Here is a 15,295-nt window from a genome sequence, read left to right as displayed (position 1 = left end):
AGGAGGCGTGCCGCGCCCCGCCGCTACCGCTCGTTCACCCGCATCTCGAACCAGGTCGTCTTGCCGCGCGGCAGCAGATCGACGCCCCAGCGGTCGGACAGCTTGTCGACCAGGAACAGGCCCCGGCCGCTGATGTCCAGCTCCTGGACCGGCATCAGACAGGGCAGCCCCCGGGAGGGGTCGCGCACCTCGACGCGCATCCAGCCGGGGCGGCAGCGCATGCGCAGTCCGAAGACGCGGGCGCCGGTGTGCCGTACCGCGTTGCCGACCAGTTCGGACACCAGCAGGACCGTATCCTCGGCCAGCTTGGGGGTGAGCCGCCAGGTGCGCAGGACCACGACCTGGGCGAGGCGGCGGGCGGTGGCGGCGGATTCCGGGCGGGAGGGCAGCTGCACCTCGCGCTCCGTCGGATTGCCGAACAGTTCGAGCGCCTTGAGCGCCTGTTCGTCCTCGACCGTGGGCGACCAGCGCCCCGCGGAAGCGCGGCTGTGTCCCCGCGGCTGTTCGATGCCCTCCAGCCCCGCCATGCCCCCATGATGGCCGTCGCAAGGCGCCTCGGGGGCCGTTCCGGAGGAATACGCCCCCCGTACGCCCCCGCTGTGCACCCCACGATTGGCATATGCCGATGGCATGTCACTGGCCGGTACACCCCGGCTGAGCTGCGAGGACGACTCGGTTCCGGGCAATCGCGGGGCTCCCTCGACCAGACAGACTTAAGGGTGCTTTAAGGCTCCCATAATCCGCCCCATCGAGGGACCCGTATGAGACGACACGTCAACTGCTGGTGGACTCAAGGGAGTTCAGTTGCGTTTTAAAGGAACTCCGGGTCGCCTTCCACCAACCCCGGGCCGTCTAAAGGAACTTGGCCTTTCCGGGGCCCTCCTCCACGAAGCTGCGCATCCCGCGCTCGCGGTCCTCGGTGGCGAACAGGCCCGCGAACCAGTTGCGCTCGACGGCGAGCCCGGTGTCGATATCGGTCTCCAGGCCCACGTCGACGGCCTCCTTGGCGGCGCGCAGCGCGACGGCCGGGCCCTGGGCGAGTCTCGCGGCCCAGGTGTGCGCCTGCTCGTAGACCTCGGCGGCCGGGACGACCCGGTCCACCAGGCCGATCGCGAGGGCCTCGTCGGCCTTGACCATACGGCCGGTGAAGATGAGGTCCTTGGCCTTGGAGGGGCCGACCAGGCGGGGCAGACGCTGGGTGCCGCCGGCGCCCGGGATCAGGCCGAGCAGGATCTCGGGCTGGCCGAGCTTGGCGTTGTCGGCGGCGATGCGGTAGTCGGCACACAGGGCGAGTTCGCAGCCGCCGCCGAGGGCATAGCCGGTGATGGCGGCCACGACGGGCTTGGGGATGCGGGCCACCGCGGTGAAGGCGTCCTGGAGGCCGCGGGAGCGCAGGACCATCGCGGTGTGGTCCATGTTCTGCATCTCCTTGATGTCCGCGCCCGCCGCGAACACCCGCTCCCCGCCGTAGATCACCACGGCACGCACGTCGTCGCGGCGCGTGGCCTCCTCGGCGAGTTCCCTCAGCCGGTCCTGGGTGGCGACGTCCAGCGCGTTCATCGGAGGGCGGTCGAGACGCAGCGTGCCGACGCCTTCGGCGACATCAAGAATGACGGTCATACGGCTCAGGTTAACGGCGACTAACGGCGGCGGGCCCGGTGCCGTAGGTCACAGCACCGGGCCCGCACACCGCGAGGGCTTACTTCTTCCAGTCCGCCCAGGACATGTTCCAGCCGTTGAGCCCGTTGCCCGGGTCCACGGTCTTCTCGTGGGAGTGCTTGACGACCACCACGTCGCCCAGGATCGAGTTGTTGAAGAACCACGCGGCCGGTGTCGAGGAGTCGTAGCCGCCCTTCACATCGCGCAGGCCGATGCAGCCGTGGCTGGCGTTGAAGTTGCCGAAGGCGCCGCCGCCCCAGTAGTTGCCGTGCGCGAAGGTGCCGGAGGTGGTCAGGCGCATGGCGTGCGGGACGTCCTTGATGTCGTACTCGCCGCCGTAGCCGACCGTCTCGCCGTTCATCCGGGTCACGGACAGCTTCTCGCTGATGACCATCTGGCCGTTCCAGGTGTCGTAGCCGGGCTTGCCGGTGGTCACCGGGAGGGTCTTGATCACCTTGCCGTCGCGGGTGACCTTCATCGTGTGCTTGCTCGCGTCCACGACGGAGACCTGGCTGCGGCCGATGGTGAAGGACACCGTCTTGTGCTGCTTGCCGTAGACGCCGTCGCGGCCCTCCACACCGTCGAGGTCGAGGTCGACGGTGACCTTGGTGCCGGCCTTCCAGTAGTTCTCGGGGCGGAAGTCGAGGCGGTCGTTGCCGAACCAGTGGCCCTCGACGTCGACCGGCGGCTCCGTCTTGACCTTGATGGACTTCTCGACGGCGTCGGGGTGGGTGATGCCCCGGGAGAAGTTCACGGAGAACGGCATGCCGACGCCGACGGTGGAGCCGTCCTCGGGCGTGAAGTAGCCGGTGAAGGTGGCCTTCGGGGTGACGGTGGTGAAGCTGGAGTCCTTGGTGGTGCTCTTGCCGTCGGTGTCCTGGGCGACGGCGTGCACCGTGTACCTGGTGTCCGCGGCCAGATGGGCGGACGGCGACCAGGAGCCGCCGTCGCCGGTGATGGCGCCGTCGACCTTCGCGCCCTTGGCGTCCTTGACGGTGACTTCGGTCAACTTCCCCCGGGCCGCGCTGACTTTGAGGGCGCCGTCGGTGGCGACGCCCGTGGCCCCCTGCTCCGGCGCGATGCTGACGGCGGCCGTGGAGGGCCGGCCCTGCTGGGTCGCGGCGCCCTTGCCGTCGTCCTTGCCACCCCCGCCGCCGCCCCCGCCGCAGGCCGCGAGCGACAGCACCAGGGAGCCGGCTATGAGCCCCCCTGCCGCGCGCCGCCGCCTCGCCACCGACGCCCCCGATATCGGCCGCACGTTCACGTCGTTCTCCCCTCGCAGGGCCTGCTCGGCCCGCTCCCCACCACATTTGGTGCGCGAATATTAACTGCCCGGTTTTGAGCGGGGTGTCAGGCGAATGTCACTGTTCCGTCGCAACTTCCGCCCGGCACCCGCACCGGCCCCCCGCGCGCCGCCCTGTGGCCGTCCCACGTGGTTATTTCACCGCGGAGCCCGCCTTCCATGCCGCCCACGTCAGGTTCCACCCACCGAACCCGTTGCCGGGGTCGACGGTCTTGTCCTGGCTGTTGACGATCTCCACCACGTCACCGACGAGGCTGCGGTCGAAGAACCACCCGGCGGGGGTGTCCGAACTGCCGCCCTGGACGTCCCTGAGGCCCACACAGCCATGGCTGACGTTGGCCACACCGGGGGCGGTCGGGTCCCAGTAGTTGCCGTGCAGGAAGGTGCCGGAGTCGGTGAGCCGCATGGCGTGCGGGACGTCGGGGATGTCGTACTCACCGCCGAAGCCGACCGTCTGACTGTTCATCCGGGTCTCCTCCAGCATCTCCATCACCACCATCTTGCCGTTGTAGGTGGGGTTCGCCGGGGCGCCCGCGGTGATCGGGACGGTGGCCAGCAGCCGGCCGTCGCGCCGCACCTGCATGGTGTGCGCCGCCGCGTCGACCAGGGAGGTCTGGCTGCGCCCGATGGTGAAGGAGAACGACTTGGACTGGAGCCCGTAGACACCCTTGGCGGCCTCGACGTCCCGCAGCCCGAGGTCGACGGTGACCTTGGTGCCGGGCTTCCAGTACTTCTCCGGGCGGAAGTCGAGCCGGTTCTTGCCGAACCAGTGCGGGCGGATCTCCACCGCGGGCCGCGCCGTGACCCGCACCGCGCGTTCGACGGCGGCCTTGTTCACGATGTCCGTGCTGAAGGCCAGGGAGACGATCTCCCCGGTGCCGACCAGGGAGCGGTTCTCCGGGGTGGCGTAGGCGATGAACCGTTTGCCGGGGACGTAGGTGGTGAAGGACGCGTGCCGGGCCGAGCGGCGCCCGCCCGAGTCCAGCGCCACCGCGTCCACGGTGTACCTGGCGGCGAGCGCCAGCCGGTCGTCGTCCGGCGCCCAGGTCAGCCCGTCGGCGCTGAGATGCCCGGCCACCGGGGTGGCCTGTGCGTCCTGTTCCTTGACGACCTTCACCTTCTCCAGTCGGCCGTCGGGCACCCGCACCCGCAGCCGCTGGTTCTGCGGGACGGCGGTGCTGCCGTCGTTCGGGGCCACCCGGATGGCGTCCCGGGGTGCCGAAGTTCCGCCGGGTCTGCCGCCCAGGCCCAGCGGGCCCGAGCCGCCCGCGGAGCATCCGGCCAGCAGTCCGGCCCATGTCAGTACGGCCGCCAGTGCGGCCCCCGCGCGCCGTGCGCGCCCATGTACGTGCCTCACGCGCTGCTCAACGACCGGGCACGCTCCGGGGAAACGTGAGTGCGAGCCATGCGGTGGGCAGAACTGTGGGAAGGACGACACGTCGGGGAGCCGATCGCCGCGCCCGTACCGGAGCCGAGGGGCGCGGCCGCACCGGGTGGCCGGGTCCGCCGGCGGCCCGGGGCGCCGTGCCGAGGCGGGTCCGTCCGGGTGCCTTCGGGCCTGCCCGGCGACCCGCCGCGGCGGGCTGCGCCGCTCCGGCCGAGCCACTGGAAGAGGGGCCGACAGGTGACGAGCGCAGCCGAGCAGCGGGCACCGGCCACAGGGCGGGCCGCGGTGCCCTCGACGAACGGCGCCCGGCGCGCCCCGGTGCCCGGGCCGCCGGTGTGGCCGGGCGCGCCGACGCCGCTGGGGGCCCGGTTCCGGGTCGGCCCGGACGGGGTGGCGGGCACCAACTTCGCGCTGTGGGCGGCCGGGGCGCGGTCGGTCCTGCTGTGCCTGTTCGACGCGGACGGCCGGGAGACCCGGGTCCCGCTGACCGAGCTGACGCACGAGATCTGGCACGGCTTCGTGCCGGGCGTGCTGCCCGGACAGCGCTACGGCTACCGGGTGGACGGCCGCTGGGATCCGTGGACCGGCGCCCGCTGGAACCCCGCGAAGCTGCTCCTCGATCCGTACGCGCGCGCGGTGGACGGCGAGTTCACCCTGCCGGCCGAGGTGTACGGCCATGTGCGGGACTGGCCGGAGCAGCGGGTCGCCGACACGGTGCGCGACGAGCGGGACTCGGCGCCGTACGTCCCGAAGGGCGTCGTCGTCCACGATGACGACGACTGGTCCGACGACCGCCGCCCCAAGACGCCCTGGGCGGACTCGGTCATCTACGAGCTGCATGTGCGCGGCTTCACCAAGCTGCACCCCGGCGTCCCCGAGGAGCTGCGCGGCACCTACGCCGGGCTCGCCCACCCGGCCGCCGTCGAGCACCTGGTGGAGCTGGGCGTGACGGCCGTGGAGCTGCTGCCCGTGCACCAGTTCGCGCACGAGGACCATCTGCTGCGCCGGGGCCTGTCCGACTACTGGGGCTACAACTCCGTCGGCTACTTCGCCCCGCACGCCGCCTACGCCGCCTCCGGTACGGCGGGAGCGCAGGTCGGCGAGTTCAAGCGGATGGTGCGCGCGCTGCACGCGGCCGGCATCGAGGTCATCCTCGACGTGGTCTACAACCACACCGCGGAGGCCGGGGAGCTGGGCCCGACGCTGTCCCTGAAGGGCATCGACAACCGCGCCTACTACCGGCTCCAGGACGACGCCCGCCGCTACGCCGACTACACCGGCTGCGGCAACACCCTGCACGTGGTGCGGCCCCAGGTGCTGCGGCTGATCACCGACTCGCTGCGCTACTGGGTGACCGAGATGGGCGTGGACGGCTTCCGCTTCGACCTCGCGGCGGCGCTCGCCCGCTCCATGCACGACGTGGACATGCTCTCGCCCTTTCTCGCGGTGATCGCCCAGGACCCGGTGCTGCGCCGGGTCAAGCTCATCGCCGAGCCCTGGGACATCGGCTCCGGCGGCTACCAGGTGGGCGCCTTCCCGCCGCTGTGGACCGAGTGGAACGACCGCTACCGGGACGCTGTGCGCGACTTCTGGCGGCACGCGCTGCCCGATGTGCGCGAGATGGGCTACCGGCTGTCCGGCTCCAGCGACCTGTACGCCTGGGGCGGGCGCCGCCCGTACGCCTCGGTCAACTTCGTCACCGCGCACGACGGTTTCACGCTGCGCGACCTGGTGTCGTACGAGCGCAAGCACAACGAGGCCAACGGCGAGGACAACCGGGACGGCACCGACGACAACCGGTCCTGGAACTGCGGCGCGGAGGGCGAGACGGCGGACCCGGACGTGCGGGCCCTGCGCCGCCGCCAGCTGCGCAATCTGCTCACCACGCTGCTGCTGTCCACCGGGGTGCCCATGCTGGTGGCCGGTGACGAGTTCGGGCGCACCCAGGGCGGCAACAACAACGCGTACTGCCAGGACAACGCGACCGGCTGGCTGGACTGGTCGCTCCTTGAGGAGCCGGGCTGGCGGGCGCTGTTCGCCCTCACCTCGCGGCTGATCGCGCTGCGCCACCGGCATCCGGTGCTGCGCCGGCGGGCCTTCTTCGCCGGGCGGGCGCAGGCCGCGGACGGGCTGCGGGACCTGGCCTGGTTCACGGCGCGGGGCGCGGAGATGACCGAGGGCGACTGGTACGCGCCCGCGGCCACGCTCGGCATGTATCTGTCCGGGCGGGACATCCCGGGCCGCGACGAGCGGGGCGCGCAGGTGGTGGACGACAGCTTCCTCGCGGTGCTGCACGCGGGCGCGGAGCCGACCGGCTTCGTGCTGCCGGGGCCGCCGTGGGCCGAGGGGTACGAGATGGTGGTGGACACCTCACGCGAGGACCAGTCGGCGCCGCCCGGCACCGCGCACCCGGCGGGCGCGGAACTCACCGTGCCGGGGCGGTCGGTGCTGCTGCTGCGGGTCCTCGGCGGGCCGGGGACCGGCTGAGCCCGGGGTTCCGCCGAGTCCGGGGTTCCGCCGAGTGCGGGGTTCCGCCGAGCCCGGCTTCCCGTCCGGGTCCGGGCGCCGGCCGCGCCTGTGCGGCGGCTGTGCGTGACGTGGATCACGTGCCGCGGGTGCAGCGTCCGAGGGGGTCCAGGGCCTTTCCCCTTGTGAAGAGCGCCGGCGAGAACGGGGACCGTGGGAATGGAGCAGGCTCGGGCCGGTGAGTACGACGCGTTCGTGGCGGCCCGCTGGTCGGTCCTCGTCCACCTGGCCCGTCTGCTCACCGGGGGCGATCGGCATCGGGCCGAGGACCTGTTGCAGGAGTCCTTGGTCAAGCTGTGGTTCGCCTGGCCGAAGGTGGCCGACGAGGCGCCGGAGGCGTATGTGCGCACGGTGCTGGCGCGGGCGGCGGCCCGGTCGGCGCGGCGGCGCTGGTGGGGCGAGCGGCCCGTGGAGGAGCTGCCCGAGGTGGCGGCCGGCGGCGATCTGTCGGCGACCGTGGCCGAACGCTCCCGTCTGGAGGCCGCGCTCGCGCAGCTGTCGCCGCGCCAGCGGGCCGCCGTGGTCCTGCGCTACTACCAGGACCTGCCCGACCGGCAGGTCGCCGAGACCCTCGGCTGCCCGGTCGGCACCGCACGGTCCCATGCCGCGCGCGGGGTGGCCCGGCTGCGGCAGCTGCTGTCGGACGTCGTCGAGCCGGTGGGGTGAGTGATGAAGCTCGGGAATCACGTGGATGAGACCGGCCTCGGCAGGGCCGACGAGACCGAGGGGGCCGAGGGGGCCGACGCTTTCGAACAGCGGCTCGCGCGGCTGATGCACGGGACGCTGGAGCCCGCGCCGTTCGAGCCGCGGCACCGGGAGCGGCTGCGGGCGGGGGTGCGCACCCGGCGCAGGGTGCGCACGGCGTACCGGGCGGCCGGTTCCGCGGCGGTGGTCGCGGGGCTCGGCCTCGGGCTGTTCCTGTGGCCGCACCAGAACACCCAGGTGCTGCCCGGCGCGCCGGGGCCCCGGCCCGCCACGAGTCCGGCGCCCTCGCCGTCGGTCCCGCCGAGCACGACACCGAGCGCTCCGCCCAGTACGTCGCCGAGTACGTCGCCGGCCGTACCGCCGAGCACATCGGTGACCGTTCCGCCGAGCACGTCGGCGACCCTTCCGCCCTCGTCGACTCCGGACTCCTCGCCGAGCTCGTCGAGTTCGGCACCGCCCGGCGCGCCCAGTACGACGCCGACCACGTCGTACCCGCCGCCCACCACGACCGCCACCGAGAACAGCGAACGGGGAACCACGTGATCAGCATCCGACCGGGCCGGGCGTCCGCGCCCGCCCAGGCCCCCGCGCCCCGGCGCGCCCCGCTGCCCACCCATCACGACGAGCCCGTACTGGACCTGGTCGTACCGGTGTTCAACGAGGAGAAGGACCTGCAGCCGAACGTCCGGCGGCTGTACGCGCATCTGCGGGACACGTTCCCCTACCCCTTCCGGATCACGATCGCCGACAACGCGAGCACCGACGGCACCGCGCGCATCGCGGCACAACTCGCCCTGGAGATAGCCGAGGTGACCTCGCTGCGGCTGCCGGTGAAGGGCCGCGGCCGGGCGCTGCGGGCGGCCTGGTCGGGGTCCCGGGCGCCGGTGCTCGCGTATCTGGACGTCGATCTGTCCACCGGGCTCGCGGCGCTGCTGCCACTCGTGGCGCCGCTGATATCCGGCCACTCCGACCTGGCCATCGGCACCCGGCTGGCGACCGGCTCGCGGGTGGTGCGCGGGCCCAAGCGCGAGGTGATCTCGCGCTGCTACAACACGCTGCTGCACTGGGCGCTGGCCGTCGGCTTCTCGGACGCGCAGTGCGGGTTCAAGGCGGTGCGCCGCGAGGCCGCCGAGCGGCTGCTGCCGCTGGTGCGGGACGAGGAGTGGTTCTTCGACACCGAGCTGCTGGTGCTCGCCGAGCGGGCCGGGCTCAGGATCCACGAGGTGCCGGTGGACTGGGTGGACGACCCCGACAGCAGCGTCGACATCCTCGCCACCGCGCTGGCCGACCTGCGCGGGATCGCCCGGATGCGGCGCACCCTGGCCGCCGCCGGCCCGCGTGCCCGCCGTCCCCGTACGACCGCGTGACCGCGACCCTGCCGCGGCCCCTCGCCCCGGCCCTCGCGCCCGGCTCCCGCCTGCGCGCGGCCGCCCGCCGGCACGGCCCGGTGCTCGCCGTGTTCGGCGCGCTGAAGCTGGTCGGCTTCTGCTCCTTCATGTATCTGCTGTCCGCCGCCGGTGACTACCGGGGCAAGGACCCCCGCTTCGGCGGCGGGGCGCACGCCTGGGACGTGCTGGCGACCTGGGACGGCTGGTGGTACCAGCAGATCGCGCTGCACGGCTACGACCCGAAGCTCGTCCCGGTCCCGGGCGCCACCGGGATGATCACGCTGGAGGGCAACTCGGCGGCGTTCTTCCCGCTGTACCCCGCGCTGATCCGGATGACCTCCGCGGTGACCGGCCTCGGCTCGTACGGCGCCGGGCTGCTGGTGTCGATCCTCGCCTCCTTCGCGGCCGCGCTCGGCGTCTACGCGGTGGCGGAACGCTTCGGCGGCCGTCGCGCGGGGTTCGCCGCGGCCGGGCTGTGGGCGGTGTGGCCGGGCTCGGGCGTGGAGTGGGCGGTCTACTCCGACTCCCTCTACGTGGCCCTGGCCGTCTGGGCCTGCTACGCGGTGCTGACCCGGCGCTGGCTGGCCGCGGGGGTGCTCACCTTCGCGGCGGGGCTCAACCGGCCCACGGCCGCCGCGCTGATCGCCGCGCTCGCGGTGGCGGCGCTGCTGGCGGTGCGCCGGGGCGAGGACGGGGTGGGACGGCCGCTGTTCGCGCTGGCGCTGGCCCCGCTCGGACTGCTCGGCTATCTGCTGTGGGTCGGCGACCGGATGGGCGACCTCGGCGGCTACTTCAAGCTCCAGTCGGGCGCGTGGGCGCACCGCTTCGACTACGGCAGCCAGACCCTGGACGTGCTGCGCTCGGTGCCGGTGGGACGGTTCGGGGACTATCTCTTCGCCTACCCCTACGCGGACATGATCGGCGTCGGCGTCGTCCTGCTCGCCTTCGCACTGCTGCCGCTGCTGATCCGGCTGCGGCCACCCGCGGTGCTGGTGGTGTACACGGTCCTCACCCTGGCCCTGGTCCTCGGCAGCCAGCAGATCTTCGCCAATGTCTCGCGCTATCTGCTCCCCTGCTTCCCGCTGTTCCTGCCGCTGGCCGCGGCCCTGCGCCGGCTGTCGCCGCCGATGCTGTGCACGGTGCTCGGCGTCGCCGCGCTGGCCTCCGGCTCGTACGCGGGATACGCGCTGTTCGAGCTGGGGGTGCCGTAGCCGGGGCCGTCGCGCACCCCGGCGGTCCGCCGGGATCACTCCGACGGTGTACAACTATGCCTCGAACTCAACGAGGCAAGGACGAGGCGTGCGTCAGGCAGCAACCGACGAGATCATCTGCGTCACCGATTGGACCCCTTCCGCACCGGGTCAGTTGACGACTCTGGCCGTGAGCGGGGAGCGGGCCGAGGCGGCGGAGCGGGTGGCGGCCGCCGCGCTGGGCGAAACGGCCGAGCTCACCTCCTGGCTGGAGCTGCCGGCGGATGCCCGGCGACGGCTGGTGGGGGCGTGCCGGTCGGTGCCGACGCTGGGCATGCACTGCGTGCGGGGCGACGTCCGGCAGGCGGCGGCCGACGACACGGCGGAGCAGTTCCTGTCCCGGCTGCCCGGCCGGGCGGAAGGCCACCGGCCCCGCTTCGTGACGGACTCGTCCTACCCGGGGCTGCGTGAACTGGTCCGGCTGACCGCCCTGGTGTGCCGGGAGACGTACGACCGGACGGATGTGCCGGAGGACGAGGATCTCCTGGAGATCTACGAGACCTACTCGGTGGGTTCCCTGTCCGGGCATCACTGACGACCCGGCACGGTCAGGCGGGCCGGTCGCTCCAGCGGACCTCGCCGTCGGTGATCCGGTCCGTCGGGCGCAGTCCGAGGGCCCGCGCGACGCCCATGGACGCCTCGTGCCCGGGGTGGATGTGCGCGACGAGCCGGTCCACCCCGTGGGCGCCCAGCCAGTCGGCCATGGTCCGCGCGCCCTCCTGCCCATAGCCCTCGCCCTGGTGGTCGACGCCGATCACCCAGGCGAGTTCGGCCTCGGTACCGCCCTCGTCCGGGCGGGAGAGGGTGGCCTGCACGGTGCCGACGAGCCGGCCGTCCGCGCGGCGGCGCAGCATCCAGTTCAGCCAGCCGTGCCGGCCGTCCGGGGACTGCCCGGCGCACTGGCGCCGGTATCGGGCCGCCAACTCCTCCAGGGGCGCGGGCGCGCCGCCGGTCCAGGTGTGCAGTCGTACGTCGTCGAGGACCGCGAAGGCCTCCGCCGCGTGCCCGGCCCGCAGCGGTTCGAGGCGCAGCCGGGGCGTGTCGACGGGGGTGGCGCTCGGCCAGGTCACGAGTCTCCCTCTCAGGCCAGGCTGTCCTGCCACGCCTGGTGGAGGTCGGCGAACCTGCCGGTGCCCGCGATGAGTTCGGCGGGGCGGCCGTCCTCGATGACGCGTCCTTCGGACATCACCAGGACGCGGTCGGCGATCTCGACCGTGGACAGGCGGTGCGCGATGACCACGGCGGTGCGGCCGCGCAGAACGGTGGACATGGCGCGCTGGACGGCCCGTTCGCCGGGGATGTCCAGGGAGCTGGTGGCCTCGTCCAGGATGAGGACGGCCGGGTCGGCGAGCAACGCCCGTGCGAAGGCGACCAGTTGGCGCTGGCCCGCGGAGATGCGGCCGCCGCGCTTGCGTACGTCGGTGTCGTAGCCGTCGGGCAGCGCGCTGATGAACTCGTGCGCGCCGATCACCTTCGCGGCCCGCTCGATCTCCGCCCTGGAGGCGTCCGGGCGGCCGATCGCGATGTTGTCGGCGACGGTGCCGGAGAACAGGAACGCCTCCTGGGTCACCATCACCACCCCGCGCCGCAGTTCGGCCGTGGGCAGGTCGCGCAGGTCCACCCCGTCGAGCAGCACCCGCCCCTCGGTGGGGTCGTAGAAGCGGGCGAGCAGCTTGGCCAGGGTGGACTTGCCCGCGCCGGTGGAGCCGACCACGGCCACCGTCTGCCCGGCCGGCAGGGTCAGTTCGAAGCGGGGCAGTACCTCGCCGCCGGTGCGGTAGGCGAAGCGGACCTGCTCGAAGCGCACCTCGCGGCCGGGGAACTCGCTGCGGGAGGGCGGCAGTTCGCCCGGTGCGACCGGCTCGGGCACGGACGGTGTCTGGGCGAGCAGACCGGCGATCTTCTCCAGGGAGGCGGCGGCCGACTGGTAGGAGTTCAGGAACATCCCGAGCCGGTCGATCGGGTCGTACAGGCGGCGCAGATACAGCACTGCCGCCGCCAGCACACCGAGCTCAAGGGAGCCGTCCGCCACCCGGTAGGCGCCCCAGAGCACGATGCCCGCGACGGCCGTGTTGGCGACCAGACGGGAGCCCACCACATAGCGGGCCATCTCAAGCAGCGAGTCCCCGTTGGTGCGCTCATGGGCGCGGTTCAGCTCGGCGAACGCGGCGTCGTTGGCCGCCTCCCGGCGGAAGGCGCGCACCGGGCGGATGCCGTTCATGGTCTCCACGAACTTCACGATCACCGCCGCGATCGCCGTGGACCGCGCCCGGAACACCCGTCCCGCGCGCCGCTGGTAGAGCCGGATCAGGAAGTACAGCGGAATGAAGGAGCCCACCGCGACCGCGCCGAGGCCGAGGTCCAGCCACAGCAGCATGGCCGAGATGTAGACGAAGGACAGGACGACCGTGACCAGTTCCTGCAGCCCGTCCTCCATCAGCTCCCGCAGCGACTCCACATCGGTGGTGGAGCGGGAGATCAGCCGCCCGGAGGTGTACCGCTCATGGAAGTCGATGCTCAGCGCCTGCGCGTGCCGGAAGATCCGCCCGCGCAGATCGAGCAGCACGTCCTGGCTGACCCGCGCGGACTGCCGTACGAACGCCACCTGGAGCCCGCCGGAGAGCAGCGCGCACAGCAGATAGCCGGTGCCCACCGCGATCAGCGGTCCGTACCGGTGGTCGCGGAAGGCGGGTACGGCGCGGTCGATGGCGTACGCCACCAGCAGCGGGCCGACCTGCACGGCCGCCTGCTGGAGCAGCAGCAAGGCGGTGGTCAGGGCGACCCGGGCCCGCATCGGCGCGAGCAGGGAGCGCAGCAGGGCGGCGGTGGCGCCCGGCGGGGAGGGCAGGAGGTCCTGGTCGAAGGGGTTGTCGGGGCTCGGGGCGGTCAACGGGGGTCCTCCTCGCCGGACATGAGGTGTGCGTACTCGGCGTTGTCGCGGAGCAGTCCCTGGTGCGTGCCCACGGCCGCGATCCGGCCGTCGGAGAGCAGCGCCACCCGGTCGGCGAGCAGCACGGTGGAGGGGCGGTGCGCCACGATCAGCGCGGTGGTGTCCGTGAGCACCCGGCGCAGCGCGGCCTCCACGGCGGCCTCGGTGTGTACGTCCAGTGCGGACAGCGGATCGTCCAGGACCAGGAACTCCGGGCGGCCGACGACGGCCCGGGCCAGCGCGAGCCGCTGCCGCTGGCCGCCGGAGAGGCTGAGGCCCTGCTCGCCGACGCGGGTGCCGGTGCCCTCCGGAAGGGCGTGCGCGAACTCGGCCCGGGCGATGGCGAGGGCGCGGTCGAGGTCGTCCTCGCCGGTGCCGTCCGGGGCGCCCATGAGGACGTTCTCGCCGACGGTGGTGGAGAAGAGGGTGGGTTCCTCGAAGGCCACGGCGACCTTCTCGCGCAGTTCCTCGCGGGGCATGGCGGTGATGTCGACGCCGTTCAGGGTGATACGGCCCGAGGTGACCTCGTGGAGGCGGGGGACGAGGGCGGTGAGGGTGGTCTTGCCGCTGCCGGTGGCGCCGACGAGGGCCATGGACTCGCCGGGGCGGATGTGCAGGTCGATGTGCTGGAGGAGGGGCGGGGAGTCGGGGGCGGCGTCGGGGTAGCGGAACCGTACGTTCTCGAAGCGGAGCCCGGCTTCCTGGAACACGGCCGACTCGGGCGCCGGAGCGGAAGCGGACGCCGGAGCCGGAGCGGACGCCGGAGCCGGAGCGGGCACCGGAGCGGAAGCGGACGCCGGGTCGAGCGGCCGGGTCCCCGCGGGTTCGAGCGGCCGGGTCCCGGCAGGCCCGGACGCCGCAGGCCCGGACACCGGGTCGAGCGGCCCGTCCCCGGCCGGCTCAGCCGGCGCAAGCCCGGACGCCGCGGGTTCGGACACCGGGTCGAACGGCCGGGTCCCCGCGGGTTCGAGCGGCCGTTTCCCGGCAGGCCCGGACGCCGGGTCGTGCGGGGCGTCCTCGCCGGGCTCGGGCGCCGACTCGCGTGGGCCGCCCGCCGATTCCCCCTCCGGTGCCTCGTCCATCGCCTCGAAGTACCGCTCCGTGGCCGTGGCCGCCTCCTGGCTCATCGCCAGCAGGAACCCGATCGACTCCACGGGCCAGCGCAGCGCCAGCGCCGTACTGAGGAACGCCACCAGCGTGCCCGCCGAGAGGTCCCCGTCGGCGACCTGGACCGCGCCCAGCACCAGCGCCGCCCCGATCGCCACCTCCGGCAGGGTGACGATGACGCCCCAGATCGTCGCCAGCAGCCGCGCCTTGTGCAGTTCGGTCCCGCGCAGGTCGGCACAGAGCGCGTCGAACGCCCGCGCCTGGCTGCGATGGCGGCCGAAGCCCTTGACGACGCGGATGCCGAGCACGCTCTCCTCGACCAGGGTGGTCAGGTCCCCCACCTGGTCCTGGGCCCGCCGCGCCACCCGCGCGTACCGCCCCTCGAAGACCACGCACGTCCACAGCACCGGCACCGCGGGCACCAGCACGACCAGGCCGAGCAGCCAGTCCTGGGCCAGCATGATGGCCACGCCGACCAGGATCGTGACGCCGTTGACCAGCAGGAAGGTCAGCGGGAAGGCGAGGAACATGCGCAGCAGCATCAGATCGGTGGTGCCCCGCGACAGCAGCTGACCGGATGCCCACCGGTCGTGGAAGGCGACGGGCAGCCGCTGGAGATGCCGGTACAGATCGGCCCGCATCCCCGCCTCGACGCGTGACAGCGGCCGGGCCACCAGCCACCGCCGGATGCCGAACAGCACGGCCTCGGCGATCCCGAGCAGCAGCAGGTACAGCGCGCCGAGCCACACGCCCGCCGGGTCCCGGTCGGACACCGGGCCGTCCACCATCCACTTCAGGACGAGCGGGATCACCAGGCCCGTGCAGGAGGCGACGATCGCGACGAGGGCCGCGGTGAGCAGCCGCGCGCGCACCGGCCGCACATAGGGCCACAGCCGCAGCAGGCTGCGGACGGCGGAGCTGTCCTGGGTGGTTGCACGTGTCGTGGGCATCACAGGAGAGCGTACGGACCGGCACCGGCGCCGCCCACCGAGTTTTGGCCGGACCCCGCTCCGCCGCTGGTCCTACGACTCCCGGTCCCGC

At 73.1% G+C, this 15,295-nt stretch carries 12 protein-coding genes and 1 pseudogene; 5 read left to right on the top strand and 8 right to left on the bottom strand.

Features of this window, described 5'->3' with window-relative positions; translation table 11 throughout:
* Nucleotides 1-23: 23 nt before the first annotated feature.
* The 4 genes from AB0N90_RS05815 to AB0N90_RS05800 form a co-directional block, all read right to left on the bottom strand.
* Nucleotides 24-632 (bottom strand): ATP-binding protein, encoded by a 609-nt coding sequence (locus AB0N90_RS05815; protein ID WP_365193239.1) that lies wholly within the window; start codon nucleotides 630-632, stop codon nucleotides 24-26.
* 220 nt (nucleotides 633-852) lie between these two features.
* On the bottom strand, nucleotides 853-1,620 hold the full coding sequence (locus AB0N90_RS05810) for an enoyl-CoA hydratase-related protein (RefSeq protein WP_365193238.1): 768 nt from the start codon (nucleotides 1,618-1,620) through the stop codon (nucleotides 853-855).
* A 79-nt stretch (nucleotides 1,621-1,699) separates the two neighbouring features.
* Nucleotides 1,700-2,923, bottom strand: coding sequence for an Ig-like domain-containing protein (locus tag AB0N90_RS05805; protein ID WP_361677429.1), 1,224 nt, complete (start codon nucleotides 2,921-2,923; stop codon nucleotides 1,700-1,702).
* 172 nt (nucleotides 2,924-3,095) lie between these two features.
* Entirely contained in the window at nucleotides 3,096-4,319 is a 1,224-nt protein-coding gene (locus AB0N90_RS05800) for an Ig-like domain-containing protein (protein WP_365193236.1), read from the bottom strand.
* A gap of 267 nt (nucleotides 4,320-4,586) precedes the next feature.
* Between AB0N90_RS05800 and glgX the strand changes: the two genes are divergently transcribed.
* On the top strand, nucleotides 4,587-6,836 hold the full coding sequence (gene glgX / locus AB0N90_RS05795; RefSeq protein ID WP_365193234.1) for a glycogen debranching protein GlgX: 2,250 nt from the start codon (nucleotides 4,587-4,589) through the stop codon (nucleotides 6,834-6,836).
* A 198-nt stretch (nucleotides 6,837-7,034) separates the two neighbouring features.
* Complete coding sequence (locus tag AB0N90_RS05790) at nucleotides 7,035-7,541, top strand: SigE family RNA polymerase sigma factor (RefSeq protein WP_361677438.1); 507 nt, start codon at nucleotides 7,035-7,037, stop codon at nucleotides 7,539-7,541.
* Between the two features lie 17 nt (nucleotides 7,542-7,558).
* Here AB0N90_RS05790 and AB0N90_RS05785 read toward each other — a convergent pair whose 3' ends face one another.
* A complete protein-coding gene (locus tag AB0N90_RS05785) occupies nucleotides 7,559-8,119 on the bottom strand; it encodes a hypothetical protein (protein WP_365193232.1) in 561 nt (186 codons plus the stop codon).
* 66 nt (nucleotides 8,120-8,185) lie between these two features.
* Between AB0N90_RS05785 and AB0N90_RS05780 the strand changes: the two are divergent.
* The 3 genes and pseudogenes from AB0N90_RS05780 to AB0N90_RS05770 all read left to right on the top strand — a co-directional run.
* A pseudogene (locus tag AB0N90_RS05780) lies at nucleotides 8,186-8,905 on the top strand (dolichyl-phosphate beta-glucosyltransferase); the annotation flags it as partial.
* A 38-nt stretch (nucleotides 8,906-8,943) separates the two neighbouring features.
* Entirely contained in the window at nucleotides 8,944-10,179 is a 1,236-nt protein-coding gene (locus AB0N90_RS05775) for a glycosyltransferase family 39 protein (RefSeq protein WP_365193230.1), read from the top strand.
* 88 nt (nucleotides 10,180-10,267) lie between these two features.
* Nucleotides 10,268-10,753 carry a hypothetical protein gene (locus tag AB0N90_RS05770; RefSeq protein WP_365193229.1) on the top strand — a complete coding sequence of 162 codons (486 nt, stop codon included), beginning with the start codon at nucleotides 10,268-10,270 and terminating at the stop codon, nucleotides 10,751-10,753.
* A gap of 13 nt (nucleotides 10,754-10,766) precedes the next feature.
* On the opposite strand, the gene AB0N90_RS05765 is transcribed toward AB0N90_RS05770, so the two are convergent.
* Genes AB0N90_RS05765 through AB0N90_RS05755 form a run of 3 tightly spaced genes read right to left on the bottom strand, consistent with a single transcriptional unit; the run spans nucleotide 10,767 to nucleotide 15,204 of the window.
* Entirely contained in the window at nucleotides 10,767-11,288 is a 522-nt protein-coding gene (locus tag AB0N90_RS05765; protein WP_365193228.1) for a GNAT family N-acetyltransferase, read from the bottom strand.
* Nucleotides 11,289-11,299: 11 nt separating this feature from the next.
* The gene (locus AB0N90_RS05760) at nucleotides 11,300-13,108 is read right to left on the bottom strand and encodes an ABC transporter ATP-binding protein (protein ID WP_361677453.1); all 1,809 of its coding nucleotides are present in this window, start codon (nucleotides 13,106-13,108) and stop codon (nucleotides 11,300-11,302) included.
* Nucleotides 13,105-15,204 carry an ABC transporter transmembrane domain-containing protein gene (locus AB0N90_RS05755; RefSeq protein ID WP_365193227.1) on the bottom strand — a complete coding sequence of 700 codons (2,100 nt, stop codon included), beginning with the start codon at nucleotides 15,202-15,204 and terminating at the stop codon, nucleotides 13,105-13,107. Before AB0N90_RS05755 ends, AB0N90_RS05760 begins: the two co-directional genes overlap by 4 nt.
* Between the last annotated feature and the right edge of the window lie 91 nt (nucleotides 15,205-15,295).

The organism is Streptomyces sp. NPDC093018 (assembly GCF_040684035.1).
GTDB classification, from domain to species: Bacteria; Actinomycetota; Actinomycetes; order Streptomycetales; family Streptomycetaceae; genus Streptomyces; species Streptomyces murinus.
The sequence above is the reverse complement of the archived record's forward strand: the minus strand, read 5'-3'. Positions and strand labels throughout refer to the sequence as shown.

What these genes read in the sequence shown, in the direction of transcription:
- AB0N90_RS05815 (WP_365193239.1), bottom strand. Translation starts at nt 632, where the DNA reads ATGCCATCGGCATATGCCAATCGTGGGGTGCACAGCGGGGGCGTACGG.
- AB0N90_RS05810 (WP_365193238.1), bottom strand. Translation starts at nt 1,620, where the DNA reads ATGACCGTCATTCTTGATGTCGCCGAAGGCGTCGGCACGCTGCGTCTC.
- AB0N90_RS05755 (WP_365193227.1), bottom strand. Translation starts at nt 15,204, where the DNA reads ATGCCCACGACACGTGCAACCACCCAGGACAGCTCCGCCGTCCGCAGC.
- AB0N90_RS05790 (WP_361677438.1), top strand. Translation starts at nt 7,035, where the DNA reads ATGGAGCAGGCTCGGGCCGGTGAGTACGACGCGTTCGTGGCGGCCCGC.